Source organism: Lysobacter olei, from assembly GCF_054777355.1.
In genome coordinates this window covers 352,112-368,902 of sequence record NZ_BAAHAT010000002.1, presented here as the reverse complement: position 1 = coordinate 368,902, position 16,791 = coordinate 352,112, and the positions used below count along the sequence as shown (strand labels likewise).

At 70.1% G+C, this 16,791-nt stretch carries 11 protein-coding genes; 1 reads left to right on the top strand and 10 read right to left on the bottom strand.

Going from position 1 to position 16,791, the window contains the following annotated elements; all coding sequences use genetic code 11:
* Positions 1-61 precede the first annotated feature (61 nt).
* The 10 genes from ACYVBS_RS04290 to ACYVBS_RS04245 form a co-directional block, all read right to left on the bottom strand.
* Positions 62-2,077 carry a phospholipase D family protein gene (locus ACYVBS_RS04290; protein ID WP_460822011.1) on the bottom strand — a complete coding sequence of 672 codons (2,016 nt, stop codon included), beginning with the start codon at positions 2,075-2,077 and terminating at the stop codon, positions 62-64.
* The gene (locus ACYVBS_RS04285; RefSeq protein WP_460822010.1) at positions 2,074-2,634 is read right to left on the bottom strand and encodes a YceI family protein; all 561 of its coding nucleotides are present in this window, start codon (positions 2,632-2,634) and stop codon (positions 2,074-2,076) included. The genes ACYVBS_RS04290 and ACYVBS_RS04285 overlap by 4 nt, the downstream gene beginning before the upstream one ends.
* A complete protein-coding gene (locus tag ACYVBS_RS04280; RefSeq protein ID WP_460822009.1) occupies positions 2,631-3,107 on the bottom strand; it encodes a SixA phosphatase family protein in 477 nt (158 codons plus the stop codon). Before ACYVBS_RS04280 ends, ACYVBS_RS04285 begins: the two co-directional genes overlap by 4 nt.
* A gap of 21 nt (positions 3,108-3,128) precedes the next feature.
* The gene (locus ACYVBS_RS04275) at positions 3,129-3,761 is read right to left on the bottom strand and encodes a nucleotide-binding protein (RefSeq protein WP_460822008.1); all 633 of its coding nucleotides are present in this window, start codon (positions 3,759-3,761) and stop codon (positions 3,129-3,131) included.
* A gap of 93 nt (positions 3,762-3,854) precedes the next feature.
* Positions 3,855-5,018, bottom strand: a complete 1,164-nt coding sequence (locus tag ACYVBS_RS04270; RefSeq protein ID WP_460822007.1) for a hypothetical protein — start codon at positions 5,016-5,018, stop codon at positions 3,855-3,857.
* Between the two features lie 63 nt (positions 5,019-5,081).
* On the bottom strand, positions 5,082-5,990 hold the full coding sequence (locus ACYVBS_RS04265; RefSeq protein ID WP_460822006.1) for an AEC family transporter: 909 nt from the start codon (positions 5,988-5,990) through the stop codon (positions 5,082-5,084).
* Positions 5,990-7,753: a gamma-glutamyltransferase gene (gene ggt, locus ACYVBS_RS04260; RefSeq protein WP_460822005.1), complete on the bottom strand. Its 1,764-nt coding sequence runs from the start codon at positions 7,751-7,753 to the stop codon at positions 5,990-5,992. Before ggt ends, ACYVBS_RS04265 begins: the two co-directional genes overlap by 1 nt.
* A 51-nt stretch (positions 7,754-7,804) precedes the next feature.
* Positions 7,805-10,783, bottom strand: coding sequence for an ATP-binding protein (locus ACYVBS_RS04255; protein WP_460822004.1), 2,979 nt, complete (start codon positions 10,781-10,783; stop codon positions 7,805-7,807).
* 8 nt (positions 10,784-10,791) lie between these two features.
* Positions 10,792-11,988 carry an EAL domain-containing response regulator gene (locus tag ACYVBS_RS04250; protein WP_460822003.1) on the bottom strand — a complete coding sequence of 399 codons (1,197 nt, stop codon included), beginning with the start codon at positions 11,986-11,988 and terminating at the stop codon, positions 10,792-10,794.
* Between the two features lie 102 nt (positions 11,989-12,090).
* Entirely contained in the window at positions 12,091-12,720 is a 630-nt protein-coding gene (locus tag ACYVBS_RS04245; RefSeq protein ID WP_460822002.1) for a tetratricopeptide repeat protein, read from the bottom strand.
* 203 nt (positions 12,721-12,923) lie between these two features.
* Between ACYVBS_RS04245 and ACYVBS_RS04240 the strand changes: the two genes are divergently transcribed.
* On the top strand, positions 12,924-16,634 hold the full coding sequence (locus tag ACYVBS_RS04240) for an indolepyruvate ferredoxin oxidoreductase family protein (RefSeq protein ID WP_460822000.1): 3,711 nt from the start codon (positions 12,924-12,926) through the stop codon (positions 16,632-16,634).
* Positions 16,635-16,791 lie beyond the last annotated feature (157 nt).

Sequence of the window (16,791 nt, the reverse complement as noted above, 5' to 3'; positions counted from 1 at the left end):
CGGCCTGCGCCGACGCCGACGCCGACGCCGACGCCAGCCGCGAGTGCGGCCGCAAAGGGCCTTAAAGGATGGGCGCCAGCCCCGCGCCGAAGGCGGTGAAGATGCGGGTGGTCAGGCTCTTCAGGCCGGCATCCACCTCGGGGAAGTCGCCCACCGGGCGGTGGCATGCGCGGAACCCCGGCGCATCCGGCGGTAGCGGTTGCGGGCATGCTGGCCCGGGCACGAACTCGTAACTGGTGGCGTAGCGCACCGGCCAGAAGTCGAACACAGGCAGCTTCTCGAAGGCCTTGCCCAGTGAATAGTTGAGCCCGGACAGCACCGGCGGCCGGTCGCGCCGCGCGATCACCCACGCATTGGCCGGCGCGATGTCGCGGCGGATGCTGGCGGCCAGTGCCTGTGCGAATGCCGGGTCTTCGATCACCACGGCACTCTCGGTGTTGTAGTCGTCACCGCGCGGGTCGAAGTTGTGCGTGCCGATCACGCCGACCCGCCCATCGATCACCAGCGACTTCGCGTGCAGGCCGATGCGCACACCCGCGCGCTTCAGCGGCACCGGCTCGTTGGCGCCACGCGAACCGAAGCGCAAAGCCCCATGCTCGCGCGAAAGCGGCTCACGGTACCCCACCGGTGGTCGGCGCACGCTGCCGAAGTCACGCCGCGGGCGCACCCGCGGTGCCGGTGCCGGTGCCGGTGCCGGTGCCTGATCGGTCGCGCTGGCCGCGCCGCTGCTACCTGCGGCATCGGCACCGGTAGCATCCGTTCCTGCCCCGGGGGCGGGCGCCTGCAACGGCGGAACCACGGCGCCGGTGCTGGCGACATCGATCGGCGCATCGGCGGGGAACGGCTTGAACTCGTAGATGTTGAAGCCGAATTCGCGCAGGTAACGACGCTTGTACTTGTACGACAACGCGTAGGCGATGAACGCGTCGGTGGCCGCGAGGCTGTTGGTGGACACGATCACGCGCGGCGGATCGGTGCGCGCGCGCAGCTCGCGGAACATCTGCTGTGCGGGCTTGGACAACACCAGGTACGGCGTCTGCAGCATCACCTCCTCGCGCGCCGATTCGATCAACGCGCGCATCGATTGCGAGGCGCGGGCATACCCCGAGGCATCGCCCGCGTGCTTGGCCGGTGAGTCGGAGATATAGCCCACCGCCCCGACCGGTAGCGCAGGCGCCACCAGCCGCTGCTGGACCAGCGCGCTGTCACCGGCATCGGCGCGCATGCGCGCGGCGCGCTCGGGGCGGGCGAAGCGCGCCGGCGGCAGCTTCGGCACGCCTTGCGTCAACAACGCCTGGCCCACATCGATGAGGCGCTCGGCCGGCACGCTGCGCGCGTCATCCCAGAAGCGCACGAAATTGGCGTCCATCTCGCGTGCCACCGGCCCGGCCACCAGCACGTCGCGGTCCCGGAAGTTGTAGGTCGCATCCCAGTCGTAATAGTCGTCCTGGTAGTTGCGACCGCCGCTGATGCCCACCGCCCCGTCGACCAGTAGCAACTTGGTGTGCATGCGTTGGTTCAGCCGCTTCCAGCAGCAGGCCGCGGCCAATGCGTATTGCGGGTAGCTGATCCGCGCCCGCCCCAGCACCGGGTTGTACACGCGCACCTGCAGGTTGGTGTGGGCACCAGCCAGCGCCGCCAGCGTCTCCACCTTTTCCAGCGCCGCCAACTGGTCGAGCAGCAGGCGCACGCGCACGCCGCGGCGGGCGGCGGTCAGCAACTCGTCGATCACCAGCCGGCCGGCATCGTCCTCGTCGAAGATGTACGTCTGAAGGTCGATGGCCGTGGTGGCGCTGCGGATCAGGTTGACCCGCGCCAGCAGCGCATCCGGCCCGTGGTCCAGGATCAGCGCGTAATGACGGGGCGCGTCGGGCGTGGAGGCAGCGAAGGCCTCGCCCGCCAGGTGGCGCAGCGGCGACGGCTGCGCGCACGCGCTGGCCCGTGCGCAGTCCAGCGCGGTGCTGCGCGCCTGCGCTGCCACCGCGGCGGCCCGGTCGCGTTGTGCCGGCGACAGCGTCGCGCACGCCGACAGCCACAGGCCCAGCAAGGCGACCGCGATGGCACGCAAACCCGTCATTCGTCCTCGTTCTTCAGCCTGACCCGCATGGTGAACCGCACCCGGTCGGACAGCGCGAGCCGGAAACCGTTCAGGCCGTAGTCGGTGCGGTTGATGACACCGGTGGCGACCACGTCGCAATCCCATCCCGGCCGCGCGCACTCCGCAGGCTGCAGTATGAAGGACTCGGTGCGGCTCACGCCATGCAGCGTGAGCTTGCCGCGCAGGCGACCGCCGTCGTGCACCCGTTCCACGCGGTGCGGCTCGGACAGGAAATCAATGTACGGATAGCGCGCGGCGTCGAAGAACTGCGGGCCACGCGCGATCGCGGTGTAGTACTCCGAATCCCCCACTTCGATGGCCGCTGCCGACAACGACATTTGCACCTGCTGGCGACCGTCGGACAGCACGCTGACCTGGCCCTGGTGGCGCGTGAATTCGCCCTGCACCCGCTGGCCCCAGCGCGTGCGCAGCTCGAACTCCATGCGCGAGCGCGCCGCGTCGATCTCCTGCGCCCCGGCGGTGGCGCCCGTGCAGCAGGCGACGACCGCCAGCCACCGGCGCCACCCTGGGCTCACGGCCACCAGAACGCGGACAACTGGGCGATGCCCGGCTCCAGTGCAGTCTCCACGGGGACGTTGAGCACGGCGATGCCCGCCGGCGGCATGCCGCGGTAGTCGCCCGACTGGCCGCTGTGCAGCAGCGCCGCCAGCCGCTCCAGGCCGGGGTTGTGGCCCACCAGCATCAGCCGGCCGACCTCGACGTTGGCGTCGGCCAGGGCAATCAGCGTGCCCGGCGTGGCCTCGTAGATCGCCGGCTCGATGCGCTGGTCGATGTAACCGATCACGTCCAGCACCGCTTCCAGCGTCTCGCGCGTGCGCCGCGAGGGCGAGCACAACACGCAGTCGGGGATGAGGCGATGCTTGGCCAGCCAGCGGCCGGCGGCTTCGGCTTCGGCCAGGCCTTCGGCCGACAAGGGGCGGTCGAGGTCAGCCTGGCCCATGGCCGCCGTTTCGGCGTGGGCGTGGCGCAGCAGAATGAGTTCACGCATGCAGTCGGGGTTCCGGCAGGGTCAGGACTTGCGCAGCCACTTCAACAGCGGCTGCCAGTCGGACTGGTGGTCGCGCACCTGCGCGGAGTGGTAGTCGAACAGGCTCTTGCCCAGCCCGGTCATCACCACGTAGGCCTGGCTGTCGCGCAACTGCGCCACCACCGGGTAGGGCCACGCGCGCAGCAACTCGACGGCCTGCTGCGAGGCGTTGGTCCACGGCTTGAGCTTGTTGCCCACCAGCCCCACGCGCAGCGTGCCCTTGCGCACCCGCGGGTGCTGGGCAAGCGAATCGAGGAAGGGCACGGTGGCCTCGATGTCCAGCGTGGAGGGCTGCACCGGCACGATCAGCGCATCGACATGTTCGAGGAATGGCTCGAGGTCGTCGGCCATGGCGCCGGCGGGCGCATCGACCACCACCTGCTGGGTGTCGTCGGGCATCTGCTTGCGCCAAGCCTTGCGGCGCGTGCCATCCAGCGGCAGCACTGCGGTATCCAGGCCGGCGCGCTTTTCCGCCCAACGGGTGGAGGAGCGTTGCGGGTCGGCATCGACCAGCGCGGTGCGCAGGCCCTCGAGTGCCGCCTGCGCGGCAAGGTGGGTGGCGATCGTGGTCTTGCCCACGCCCCCCTTGGAGCTGGCCACCAGCACGGTTCTCATCAAGCCACCTTTGGCGCTTCCATCGGACCGGAACCGCAGCGTACACCGGGAGTGGCGGGGGCGGCCACCGCGACGGCACAGGGGTGGTGCGACTCACCCACGCCCGGACAGCAACTGGCGATAGCGAGCCTGCGCGGGCAGCCACCCGCTGGGGGGCAGCAGCGGCACGCCATGACGGCGCAGCATGGCGCGCATCATCTCCCATTCGCCAAGTTCGAGTTGGCGGCGCAGGTCTTCCACCTTCATCGCGGACTGCAGCGCGAAAAAGCGCTCCTGCACCCACGCGAACTCGCGCAGACGCTCGCGCCAGTGTGCACCCCCCGCAGTGCCCGCGGTCAGCGCTATCAGCCGGATCAGGCCCACGCTGCGCGCCAGCGTGGTGTCAGACGCGGCCATGCGTGCCAGCAGCGCCAGGCACGGCGCGCGACGCGCGGGCACTTGTTGCACGCTGTCCACGTGGCAGGTCTGCACCAGCGTCTGCAACGGTGGGATTCCCATCGCCATGCTGACACCCAGCGCCTGCACCAGGCGTGCGCCGTCTTCGTCCAGCGCGCCGCGCAAGCCCATCGCCAGAGCCAACTGCGCACGCACCGCGGCCGACGGGGTCGGCAACCGCCGCAGCGCCCGGTCCAGTTCGGCAGTCAGTTCGGCGTGGTACGTGTCGTACAGCGGGACCGCCGCCGCGTCGCGCAGGGCCCGGTCCAGTGCGGCGGGGTCGCCGGTCGTCGCGGCGGCGTGCAGCAGCCCCAGGTGGGCAAACAGGTTGTCCGGGTCGATCGCGGCCAACCGGCGGTAGGCCGCAGCGCAATCGCCGGTCCACATGCAGTTCTCGGCCTGCAAGAACGCGATCAGCGGGTGGGCCGGGGCCACGCGGGCCGCGGCAGCCAGCAGGCGCGCGCGCTCGGCCTGCTCCGCGCCGCAGTCATCGTGTCCGTCACAGACCAGCGGCAGCAGCAGCGCGGCATCCAACAGGCTCTCCACATCGCCACGCGCCGCCAGGTCGCGGACCAGGCGCCGGATGGCTTCACGCTGCGCGCGACTCCAGCCTTCCAGCAACTCAGACGAGGTGGCCACCGACGGCGCGTGCACCGCATCCGCGTCGGTCGCCTGACGGGACTTGTGCGCCTGCGTGCGCTTCGGCCCGAGAGCGTCAGCGATCGCCGCGCGGCGCGGGCCGTCCGATGCCGAGCGCCCGGCGCCGCTGTCGCGCACCGCACACGTCACCAGCGCCGCCATCAGCGCGAGCCCGGCGATCACGGCCGCCCATCCCTTCGCCCTCCGCGTCATGCGCCTCACCCGTCCCTGCGATGGGTTCCGATACTAGCCCAGCGGCACGTGCACCCACGCCGGCAGGGTCAGCAGCGACAGCAGCAGCCCGTAACCGACCATGGCTGCGGCCAGTCGCGGCGCGAGGTTGTGCGCGATCGCCAGCGCACCGGCGGTGACCATCGAGGGCATCGCCGCCTCCAGCACGGTGGTGCGGGCCATGTCGCCATGCAAACCGAGCAGGGGCACCAACGCCAACGCCAACGCGGGCATCACCAGCAGCTTCAGCGCCAGGCCGGCCGCCAGTGGCTTCACCTCGTCGCGCGGCAGCGCTAGGCGCACCGACAGGCCGATGGTCAGCATCGCCAGCGGCAGCAGCGCGTCAGACAGGCGCTGCAACCCGCCGGCGATCCACGTCGGCGGATCGGCCGGCATCACGGTAAAGCCGACCAGCAGCGCCCACAGCGGCGGGAAGCGCACGATGCGTCGGGCGATATCGGCGGTGGACGGCGTGTGCTCGCCGCCGTAGCGCGCCAGCACCCACAACCCAAACGTCGACATGATCAGGAACGCGCCGAACTGGTCGTAGATCACCGCGTACGGCAGGGCGTGTTCGCCGATCAATGCGCGCGTCAGCGGATACCCGAGGAAGCTGGTGTTGCCCAACGCCACCGTCAGCAGGAGCACGGCACGTTCGTCGTCGGCGAACTTCAGCCAGCGCGCAAACGCGCCCACCAGCACCACGGTCGCCCCCAGCAGCAGCCACGGCACCGCCACCACGCCCAGCAGCGCCGGCTCGAGCTGCAGGCGCGGCGCGTAGCGCAGCACCGCGGCCGGCAGGCACACGTACAGCACGACCAGATTGAGCGTTTGCGCCGCGTTGGGCGGCAGCACGCGCGTGCGCTGGAACAGGTACCCCAGCGCCAGCATCGCCAGCACCAGGGCGAAGGCGTCAAACGCCATCAGTACCCCGCCGCCTGCCCGTCCTTGCGCGACTCGCTGGCGCCGATGTAGCCACCGTGCGGGTTGACCATGATCGCCTGGTAGCCGCCGTACGGGCCGTCGGCGAAGCGCACGCTGTGGCCCTTGCGCATCAGCGCGCGCACGGTCTCGTACGGGAAGCCGCTTTCGAGATCCAGTTCACCGCCGTCGGCCATCGCCGTGGCCTGCCCGGCCGGTTCGGTGCTGCCGTCGTGCTGGATGCGCGGCGCATCACCGGCCTCCTGCAGGTTCATGCCGAAGTCGATCAGGTTGAGCAGGATCTGCACGTGGCCCTGCGGCTGCATCGCGCCGCCCATCACGCCGTAGCTGAGCCACGGCTTGCCGCCCTTGGTGACGAAGGCGGGGATGATGGTGTGGAACGGGCGCTTGCCCGGCGCGAAGCTGTTGGGATGGCCTTCCTTCAGCACGAACTGCTCGCCGCGGTCCTGGAAGATGAAGCCCAGCCCCGGGGGCGCCATGCCACTGCCCATGCCGCGGTAGTTGGACTGGATCAGCGAGACCATCATGCCGTCGGCGTCGGCGACGGTCATGTAGATCGTGTCGCCTTCGTTGAGCTCCGGGATCACGCCGGGCTCGGCGGCCTTCATGGCGCGGTCCATCGAGATCAGCTTGCCGCGCTCACGCGCATAGGGCTTGGAGATCAGCGTCGATACCGGCGACTTGTAGTAATCGGGGTCGGCGTACGACGCGGCGCGGTCGGCGAAGGCCAGTTTCTTGGCCTCGGTGAACAGGTGCACGTGCTCGGGGCTGCCAAAGCCGTAGCGCTTGAGGTCGTAGGGCTCGAGCAGGTTGAGGATCTGCAACGCGGCGATGCCCTGGCCGTTGGGCGGCAACTCCCAGACGTCGTAGCCGCGGTAATTGGTGCTCACCGGCTCGACCCATTCGCCGTGGTGCGCGGCAAGGTCGTCGTAGGCGAGGAAGCCGCCGTTGGCCTTGAAGTAGGCGTCGATGGTGCGCGCGATCTCGCCCTTGTAGAACGCATCGCGGCCGCCGCGCGCGATCTGCTCCAGGGTCGCGGCGAGATGCGGGTTCTTCCAGGTCTCGCCGGTGCGCGGACCACGACGACCCGCCACGCAGCCGGCGTCCTGCGCCGCGCACGGCACGGTGAACTGCTCACTGAAACCGGGCCACTTCGACAACGTCGGCACCGAGCGGCCCCAGTAGTACGCGATCACCTCGTGCACCGGATGGCCGTTGCGCGCATAGCCGATGGCGGGCGCGAGGTTGTTGGCCATCGCACGGCGGCCGAAGCGCTGGTGCAACGCAAACCACGCGTCGACGGTGCCGGGCACGGTCACCGGCAACGGGCCGTGCGCGGGAATGTCCTTCAGCCCGCGGCGCTGGAACTCGGCGAGCGTCAGCGCCTTGGGCGAGCGTCCGGACCCGTTGTAGCCGTGCAGCTTGCGGGTCTTCGGGTCCCAGACGATGGCGAACAGGTCACCGCCCATGCCGTTGCCCGTGGGCTCCATCAGGCCCAGCGCGGCGTTGGCGGCGATCGCCGCATCGACGGCGCTGCCGCCGGCCTTCATCACGTCCAGCGCGATCTGCGTGGCCAGCGGGTGAGAGGTCGCGGCGATGGCGTGCGGCGCGTAGACCTCGCTGCGCGTGGCGAAGGGCTTGCCGGTGATGCGATCGGCGGCCGGGCTGGCCAGCGGCAAGGTGAGCAGAAGTGCGGCGAGCAACGGGCGCATGCCGGTCTCCGGGGCATTGGCGAATGGGGACATGCTAGCGCGGTGCCCGACCGGTGGCGCTGCGACCTTTGGCAAGCGCCCCGCTCAGCCGGGGTAACGCTCGCGCACGAACAGGCGCAACCGCTGCACGGCGGTTTCGACATCGGCCGCCAGCACCCGGGCTTCGGCCCAGGCATCGCCGCGCCCGGCGTCTTCCAGTGCCGCCGCCGCGGCCGCCAGGTCCTCTGCCCCGACCAGTCGGGCCGCGCCCTTGAGCTTGTGGGCCTCGCGGGTGACCCCGACCAGGTCGCCGGCATCGCGCAGCGTGCGTAACGCGCCCAGGTCATGGTCCACGCTGGCCAGGTAGTCGAACAGCACGCTGCGGGCTTCGGCGTCGTCACCACCGGTGAGGTCGGCCAGCACCGCCGGGTCGAGGGCCGGCGGATGCTCCAGCTGCGTCAAGGGACGTGCATGTAAGGCGTCCGCGTCCGACGGGGCGGGGCCGGCGTCTTCCGCCCCCGGCTGGGCGTCGCCACGCAGGCTAGGCGCGGCCCCCTCTGAGCCCGGCGCCGTGTGCGGCAACCAGCGGTGCATGCACGCGGCCAGCACCGGCACGGTCACCGGCTTGGCCAGGTAATCGTCCATGCCCGCCGCGAGGCAGCGCTCGGCCTCGCCCTTCATTGCCGAGGCGGTCAGCGCGACGACCGGGACCCGTGGGCGGCCGTCGCGGGCTTCCTCGGCGCGGATCGCGCGGGCCAGCGCGTAGCCATCCATCTCCGGCATGTGCACGTCCGACAGCACCAGGCCGATGCCGCCCTCGCGCCAGCGCGCCAACCCCTGCCGCCCGTCTTCGGCGGCCTCGCTGGCGTAACCGGCCAAGGCCAGTTGCCGGGCGATGACCATGCGGTTGATCGGATGGTCGTCCACCAGCAGGACCAGCGAGCCCTCGCGCCGCGCCTCGTCCACCGTCGGCAACGGCCGCGGCCGGAAACCTTCGTGCGCGGCGGGCACGGCGTCCGCCGGCGGCAGGTCCTCGCTGCGCGCGCGCGGCAATGTCACCTGCAGCCGCATCGTGGTGCCCGCTCCCGGCACGCTCTGCATCGACACCGAACCGCCCATCAGCTCCGCCAAGCGCCGGCAGATGGCCAGCCCCAGGCCCGTGCCGCCAAAGCGGCGCGTGGTATCGCCCTCGGCCTGGCTGAAGGGTTCGAACAACCCCTGTTGCTGCTCGGCGCCCACGCCGATGCCGGTGTCGGTGACGCGCAGGCACAGCAGGTCGCGGCCCAAGCCGCCCCCCGAGGCGGGCAGGTCCGTGCCGACCCACTCCAGCGCCACATCCACCCGCCCGGTCTCGGTGAACTTGATCGCGTTGGAGAGGAAGTTGGCGAGGATTTGCCGCAGGCGCAGCGGGTCCGCGACGTACGCGGGGGCCACGCGCGGGTCGATCTGGCATTCCAGCGCCAGGCCCTTGCTCGACGCGGAGCCCAGGTAGTTGGCCACCGTGCTGCGCACCAGCGCCTGCAGGCTGGTCGGCTCCGGCGTCAGGGCCAGCCGCCCGGCCTCGATCTTGGAGAAATCCAGGATGTCGCCGATGATCCGCAGCAGCGACTGCGAGGACTCCTGGATCACGTTGAGCGCGCGCCGCTGGTCGGCGTCGAGCCGCGAGTGGGCCAGGATCTCGATCATGCCGGTCACGCCGATCATGGGCGTGCGAATCTCGTGGCTCATCGCGGCGAGGAACGACGATTTGGCCTCGTTGGCCTGCTCCGCGCGCGCCTGGCTGTCACGCAACTGCTGTTCCAGCCGTTTGAACGCGGTCAGGTCACTGGCGACCGCGATCACGCCCGCGGCGTGGCCGTGTTCGTCTTCCACCGGCGACAGCGCGATCAGCACCGGCACGGCATGGCCGTCGCGGTGGCGCAGCAGGCCTTCGCCCGGCGGCCGGCGCAGCGAGGCGAGCGCTTCGAGGGCCCGCCAGTCCGACGGCACGGTCCTGCCCAGGATCTTGCCCAGCCGCGCCACGGTGTCCTCGATCGCGCGCGGCGGCACCAGCAGCGGCGCATCGTCGGGCCGCGGCTCGCCGCCGTAGCGGACCACCTTGCCCAGGATCTCGTCGGCGCGCCAACCCAGCAGGCGCTCGGCGAAGGGGTTGAACACGATCCAGCGCCCGTCGCGGTCGATGGCCAGGATGGCGGTCTGCGCGGCTTCCAGCACGGAACTGAGGAAGCGCTCGCGGCGTGCCAGTTCGGCCTTGGTGCGCTCGGCCTGCAGCAGGTTGTCGGTGAGTTGGCGTTCGAACGCGACCACGTTCTGGCGCATCTCCATGAACGCATCCATCACCGTGGCCAGCTCGCCACTGGGCTGGTAGCGTGGCTGGGCCTCGAAATCATGCGAGCGCATGCGCCGGGCCATCCACGTCAGGCTCTCGACGCCGCGGTAGGCGTTGCGCAGCACGCGGCGCCCGATCAGCGCCACCGCGAGCAACGCCAGCAGCGAGACGCCGATGCGCAGCGCGCTGACGGTCTGGTTGCGGCGCAGATCGGCGGCGACCAGCGCTTCGGCGCGTTCCTGGGCCAGGTCCGACAGCGCCTTGATGCGGCGGGTCACCGGGTCGACCGCGGGGTACAGCTCGCTGTCGGCAAACCGGCCCAGCGCGAGGATGTCCTGGCGCGCCAGCAGTGCGCGCAGTTGCACCGCGGCCCGGTCCGCACGCACCCGTGCGGCCGCCACCTCGTCGAGCAGCGCACGCTCGCGCTCGGCGTGCGGCAACGCGCTCAAGGTCGCCCACTCGGCGTCGATGCGCCGGCGCGCGGAGTCCACCGTGGCCACGCCTTCGCTCCACGGGATCAGGTGGTTGCGCACGCGGAACGTCGTGTCGACGATGTCCAGGCCGTAGGCGTCGGAGACGCGCTTGAGCACGGCCATGCGCCGCAGCTGGTCGTCCTTCAAGACCAGCAGTGACTGCCGGGCGCGGTACTGCGCCACTTCATCGATGATCAGCACGGCCACGCCGGCCAGCAGGAACAGGCTGAACAACGCCCAGAGCTGGTGGCGGAAACTGAGGCGGGCGAAGAACCGAGCCACCGCGGGGATCAGGGCCCCGGCCGCCGCCAATGCGCGACCACGTCCGGCAGCGTCGCGGCCGGCACCGCGAGCGACACCAGCGACCCCTGCGCGATGCCACAGCCCAGGTCGGCGAGCATCTGCCAGTCATCCAGCGATTCGACGCCTTCGGCCACCACCTTGAGGTCCAGCTTGCGCGCCAGGTCGAGGCTGGCCTCCACCACGGCGCGCTTGCGCGGCTGCTTGTGCGCGCCCGTGACAAAGGTTTGGTCGATCTTCAACTCGGTGAAGGGCACCTGCGACAGCTGCGCCAACGACGACCAGCCGGTGCCGAAGTCGTCAATCGACAAGCCGAATCCCTTGAGCCGCAACCGCGCCATCACGCCCAGGCCGCGCGCCGCATCCGCCATCACCGAGCTTTCGGTGATCTCGAGGATCACGTCCGCCGGATCCACGTGCTCGGCCTCGACCAGGCGCTGGTAGCGATCGGCCGCGCTGTTGAGCGTCAGCGAGGTCGGCGACACGTTCACCGACAGGGTCAGGCGCAACCCCTGCTGGTCCCAGCGACGCTTGTCGCGACACGCCTGGGTCAGCATGTGGTCGGTAAGGGCCTCCAGCAGGCCCTCACGCTCAAGCACGGGAACGAAGTGGGACGGTGCGATCACGCGACCGTCGGCCTGCACCCAGCGCGCCAGGGCTTCCACCCCCACCACGTGGCCGTTGGCGAACTCCACCTGGGGCTGGTACCAGGGGCCGATGCGGCCGGCAGCGAGCGCTTCGCGAAGGCCGCTGGCGGTGATCTCGATGGGCTCATCGTCGGTGTCGTCGAGCAGGCCTTGGCCGTATCCCCCAAGCGCCTCGGCCAACTTGTCCAGGGTCAGAGGCTTTTCGACACTACCCAGCACGCGCAGCCCGTAGGCGCGGGCCATGGTCTGCACGGTATTCAACAGCGCCGGATCGAGCGCACTGACCACGATCACCGCCCGCGCCAGCCGACGCTGGGCGAGGTGGCCGATGAACTCGATGCCGTCCATCCCCGGCATGTCCAGGTCGACCAGCACCACGTCGGGGATGCTGGCCATGTCAACGAGCTGGCCCAGGGCGCCCACGCCGTCGGCGGCCTGGTGCACGTCGGCAATACCCAGTTCTGCCAGCAGGCGCAGCGCCATCCGGCGCTGGAAACCGTGGTCCTCGACCACCATGACGCTCAAGGCCGACAGGGACATCCGTTCCTCAGATGCTGGGTGAGCCAGCTCGACTGTAGCGTGCCGCCAGACGTTGCGCGAGATGCGACGCGGCCGGTCAGGGCACGCGACGCACCCCGGGGATCACGGCCAGGTCGGCGGGTTGGCGGCCCAGGCCGCCTGCACCTCGGCCAGGGTGGCGCGCTCAGACTCCTTCCACTCCGGCAGCAGCACCGCATGGCGTGCGCTGGTCCGCCATTGCTCGGGTTCGGTGCGCACCGCCGCCGCGTACCACTGCACCGCCTCGTCCTTGCGGCCCAGCGACCACAGTGCCATCGCCAGGGTCGGCGGGATCCAGCTGGCGGTGGAGTTGCGGGCGGACAGCAGGACCTGCCACTGCTTCAGCGCGCCCTCTGCGTCACCGGCGCGGTAGAGGTCCCAGCCGTAGTTCCACAGCACCGGCCGGTACAGGCTATCGCTGACGGTAATCCGCGCGAGCGTGTCGGCGTACAGCTCTTGCCCTAGTTCCACGCGACCGGCCTCCATCGCAATGTGGGCCAGTTGGGCGCGCTCGGCCACCGCGCGCGGGTTGCGCTGGATGGCCCGCAGCAGCTTCTGCGTCCCGGCTTCGCCGGTTTCGCGCACCGCCACGATCGGCTTCACGGCCAGAGCATCGGCTTCGAAATAGAACTCGACCGGCTTGGGCAGCGCCTGCGCCTGCACGCCAGCGGTTGCCAGCAGGCTGGCTGCCAGCAGTAAACCTCGGATTGACATAGCAAATTTCCCCCTGTGTTGCCCGACCCATCCTACCCGGTACGGCGCCGGGGGGGCCAATTCCGCCCGGATGCGACTTTCGTCGCTGGTACAATTGGCCAGTTATGCCCAGCCGGTCCGTTGCCGTCGCAGCGCCCCCGCCACCGCATTCCGCCGCCCCCGCAGCCACCCCGCCGGCCCCCCCGCCGCGCCCGGAGCCCCGCATGACCAGCACCGCCGAACTCAGCTCGCCGTCCTCGGCGAACACCGCCCTGACCAACAGTGTGGTCGACACCGACTACACGCTAGAGCACAAGTACAGCCGCGAAAAGGGCCGCATCTACCTGAGCGGCGTGCAGGCCCTGGTGCGCCTGCCGCTGATGCAGCGCCTGCGCGACGAGGCCAACGGCCTCAATACCGGCGGCTTCATCTCCGGCTACCGCGGCAGCCCGCTGGGCGGCTTCGATCTGGAGCTGTGGCGCGCCAAGAAGTACCTGGAGAAGGCCGGCGTGAAGTTCACCCCGGGCCTGAACGAGGATCTGGGCGCCACCATGGTCTGGGGCACCCAGCAGACCAACCTGTTCCCCGGCGCCAAGGTCGATGGCGTGTACGGCATGTGGTACGGCAAGGGCCCCGGCGTGGACCGCTGCGGCGACGTGTTCAAGCACGCCAACGCCGCCGGCACCGGCCGCTACGGCGGCGTGCTGGCGCTGGCCGCCGACGACCACGCCTGCCGCAGCTCCACCCTGCCGCACGGCAGCGAGGACGAATTCGTCAGCGCGATGATGCCGATCCTCAACCCGGCCGGCGTGCAGGACATCCTCGAGATGGGCCTGATCGGCTGGGAAATGAGCCGCTTCACCGGCCGCTGGGTGGGCTTCAAGACGATTGCCGAGACCGTCGAGTCCTCGGCCTCGGTCGAAGCCGACCCGATGGCGCTGCAGATCATCACCCCGGACGACTTCGAGATGCCGGAAGGCGGGCTCAACATCCGCTGGCCGGACCCGCCGATGAACCAGGAGATGCGCCTGCACAAGTACGCGGTCAAGGCCGCGCAGGCCTTCGCCCGCGCCAACAAGCTCGACCGCGTGGTGATCGACTCGTCGCGCGCGCGCCTGGGCATCGTCACCACCGGCAAGTCGTACCTGGACGTGCTGCAGGCGCTGGAATACCTCGGCCTGGACGAGCAGGCCTGCGCCGACCTCGGCATCCGCGTGTACAAGGTCGGCATGACCTGGCCGCTGGAGCCGGTGGGCCTGCGCGCCTTCGCCGAAGGCCTGCAGGACATCGTCGTGGTGGAGGAGAAGCGCGCCTTCATCGAGCGGCAGATGAAGGAGTACATGTTCAACTGGCCGGGCCAGCGCCCGAGCATCGTCGGCAAGTACGACGAGGCCGGCGAGTGGATCCTGCCGAGCACCGGCGAACTGACCCCGGCCACCATCGCCGGCGTCATCGGCCGCCGCATGCAGAAGCTGGGCCTGGTGGAAGGCAGCAACGCCGAGCGCATCGCGCAGGTGCTGCGCTGGATGGACGAGAAGGAGTCCGAGCTGGCCCTGCCGCGCGCGCAGTTCCCGCGCGTGCCGCACTACTGCTCCGGCTGCCCGCACAACACCAGCACCAAGGTGCCGGAGGGTTCGCGCGCGCTGGGCGGCATCGGCTGCCACTACATGGTCACGTGGATGGACCGCAACACCGACACCTTCACCCACATGGGCGGCGAAGGCGTGACGTGGGCGGGCCAGGCGGCGTTCACCGACACCCCGCACGTGTTCCAGAACCTGGGCGACGGTACCTACTTCCACAGTGGTTCGCTGGCCATCCGCCAGTCGATCGCGGCCGGCGTCAACATCACCTACAAGATCCTCTACAACGACGCGGTCGCGATGACCGGCGGCCAGCCGGTGGACGGCACCCTGACCGTGCCGCAGATCGCGCACCAGGTGCGCAGCGAAGGCGTGCACACCATCATCCTGGTGTCGGACGACATCAAGAAGTGGAGCAAGCGCGAGCTGTTCCCCTCCGACGTGGAGTTCCATGACCGCAGCGAACTGGACACCATCCAGAAGCGTCTGCGCGAAGTGAAGGGCACCTCGGTGCTGATCTACGACCAGACCTGCGCCACCGAGAAGCGCCGCCGCCGCAAGCGCGGCAAGATGGTCGACCCGCAGAAGCGCGTGGTGGTCAACTCGCTGGTGTGCGAAGGCTGCGGCGACTGCGGCAAGAAGTCGTTCTGCGTGTCGGTGCTGCCGAAGGAAACCGAGTTCGGCCGCAAGCGCGAGATCGACCAGTCCAACTGCAACAAGGACTACAGCTGCACCACCGGCTTCTGCCCCAGCTTCGTCACCGTCGAAGGCGGTGGCCTGCGCAAGAAGAAGGGCTCGGGTTCCAAGGACCGCCTCGCCAACCTGCCGTTGCCGCAGGTGGCCAGCGACCTGTCGCAGCCGTGGAACATCCTGCTGACCGGCGTCGGCGGCACCGGCGTGGTCACCATCGGCGCACTGCTGGGCATGGCCGGCCACCTGGAAGGCCGTGGCGCCACCGTGCTGGACCAGACCGGCCTGGCGCAGAAGGGCGGCGCGGTCACCACCCACATCCGCATCGCGAAGACCCCGGACGACATCCACGCCGTGCGCATCGCCGCCGGCGAGGCCGACCTGGTGCTGGGCTGCGACATGGTCGTGGTGAATGACTACTGGGTGCTGTCGAAGATCCGCAGCGGCCGCGCGCAGGTGGTGCTCAACACCTACGAAGCGATGCCGGGCACCTTCACCACCCGTCCGGACATGCAGTTCCCGGCCACCGACATCATGGCCGCGATCAGCAGCGCGCTCGGCGGCGAAGGCCTGCACGCGGTGGACGCCACCCAGCTGGCCACCGCGCTGATGGGCGATGCGATTGCCACCAACCTGTTCATCCTCGGCTACGCCTGGCAGAAGGGCCTGGTGCCGCTGTCGATGGACTCGCTGATGCGCGCCATCGAGCTCAACGGCGCCGCGGTCGAGATGAACAAGACCGCGTTCGCGTGGGGCCGCCTGGCGGTGATCGACCCGGCCGCGGTGATGGAAGCCGCCGGCCTGATCCGCAACGCGCAGACCGCCGCCGAAGCCACCCCGCACGCGCTGCCGATGCTCGGGGCCGCCGAGTGGGAAGGCCACGAGTGGGGCGCCAACGCCGCGCCGTTGAAGGCGGTGCGCAACGAGGACGACCTGCGCCACCTGCCCAGCAACGCCGGCGGCGACAACGTCGCGTTCCTGCCGCTGGACGACGAGCGCCTGTCGCGTTCGCTGGACGAGCTGATCGCGCGTCGCGTCAGCTTCCTCACCGAGTACCAGGACGCCGAGTACGCCAAGGGCTACGCCGCGTTCGTCACCCGCGTGCGCGACGCCGAGCAGTCCAAGGCGCCTGGCAGCACCGACCTGACCGAGGCGGTGGCGCGTTATGCGTTCAAGCTGATGGCGTACAAGGACGAGTACGAAGTGGCCCGCCTGTACACCAGCGGCGAGTTCCTGCACCGCGTGCAGCAGCAGTTCGATGGCGACTTCAAGCTGAAGTTCCACCTGGCGCCGCCGCTGCTGGCCAAGCGCAATGCCGATGGCCAGTTGATGAAGGCCGAGTACGGGCCGTGGGTGCTGACCGCGTTCAAGTGGCTGGCGAAGCTGCGCAAGCTGCGTGGCACCAAGCTCGACGTGTTTGGCTACACCGAGGAGCGCAAGATGGAGCGGCAGTTGATTGCCGACTACGTCCGCACCATCGAAGGGCTGCTGCCGAAGCTGGACCGCGGCAATGTGGATCTGGCGGCAGAGATTGCGTCGATTCCGGAGCACATCCGGGGCTACGGGCACGTCAAGGAAGAGCACCTGCACAAGGCGAAGCTGCGTGAGGCGGAGCTGTTGAAGGAGTGGGACAACCCGCTGCGGATCGTGAAGGTGGCGTAAGGGTTGTTTCACGGTGGGAGTCAGCACGATGGGGGTGTCGTTTCGACCCTCCGTCGCGGCAATCCTGCCGCGAGTCGGGCCGCGGGCCAGTCCGGCCCGGCGCAGCGCGCCGGGCGTTCGATCGGACCACGCGGCAGTGCCGCGTAAGCGGCCCGCT

Excerpts from the sequence above, each read along its gene's own strand:
- ACYVBS_RS04290 (WP_460822011.1), bottom strand. The coding sequence starts at position 2,077 with ATGACGGGTTTGCGTGCCATCGCGGTCGCCTTGCTGGGCCTGTGGCTG.
- ACYVBS_RS04280 (WP_460822009.1), bottom strand. The coding sequence starts at position 3,107 with ATGCGTGAACTCATTCTGCTGCGCCACGCCCACGCCGAAACGGCGGCC.
- ACYVBS_RS04275 (WP_460822008.1), bottom strand. The coding sequence starts at position 3,761 with ATGAGAACCGTGCTGGTGGCCAGCTCCAAGGGGGGCGTGGGCAAGACC.
- ACYVBS_RS04265 (WP_460822006.1), bottom strand. The coding sequence starts at position 5,990 with ATGGCGTTTGACGCCTTCGCCCTGGTGCTGGCGATGCTGGCGCTGGGG.
- ggt (WP_460822005.1), bottom strand. The coding sequence starts at position 7,753 with ATGTCCCCATTCGCCAATGCCCCGGAGACCGGCATGCGCCCGTTGCTC.
- ACYVBS_RS04250 (WP_460822003.1), bottom strand. The coding sequence starts at position 11,988 with ATGTCCCTGTCGGCCTTGAGCGTCATGGTGGTCGAGGACCACGGTTTC.
- ACYVBS_RS04245 (WP_460822002.1), bottom strand. The coding sequence starts at position 12,720 with ATGTCAATCCGAGGTTTACTGCTGGCAGCCAGCCTGCTGGCAACCGCT.
- ACYVBS_RS04240 (WP_460822000.1), top strand. The coding sequence starts at position 12,924 with ATGACCAGCACCGCCGAACTCAGCTCGCCGTCCTCGGCGAACACCGCC.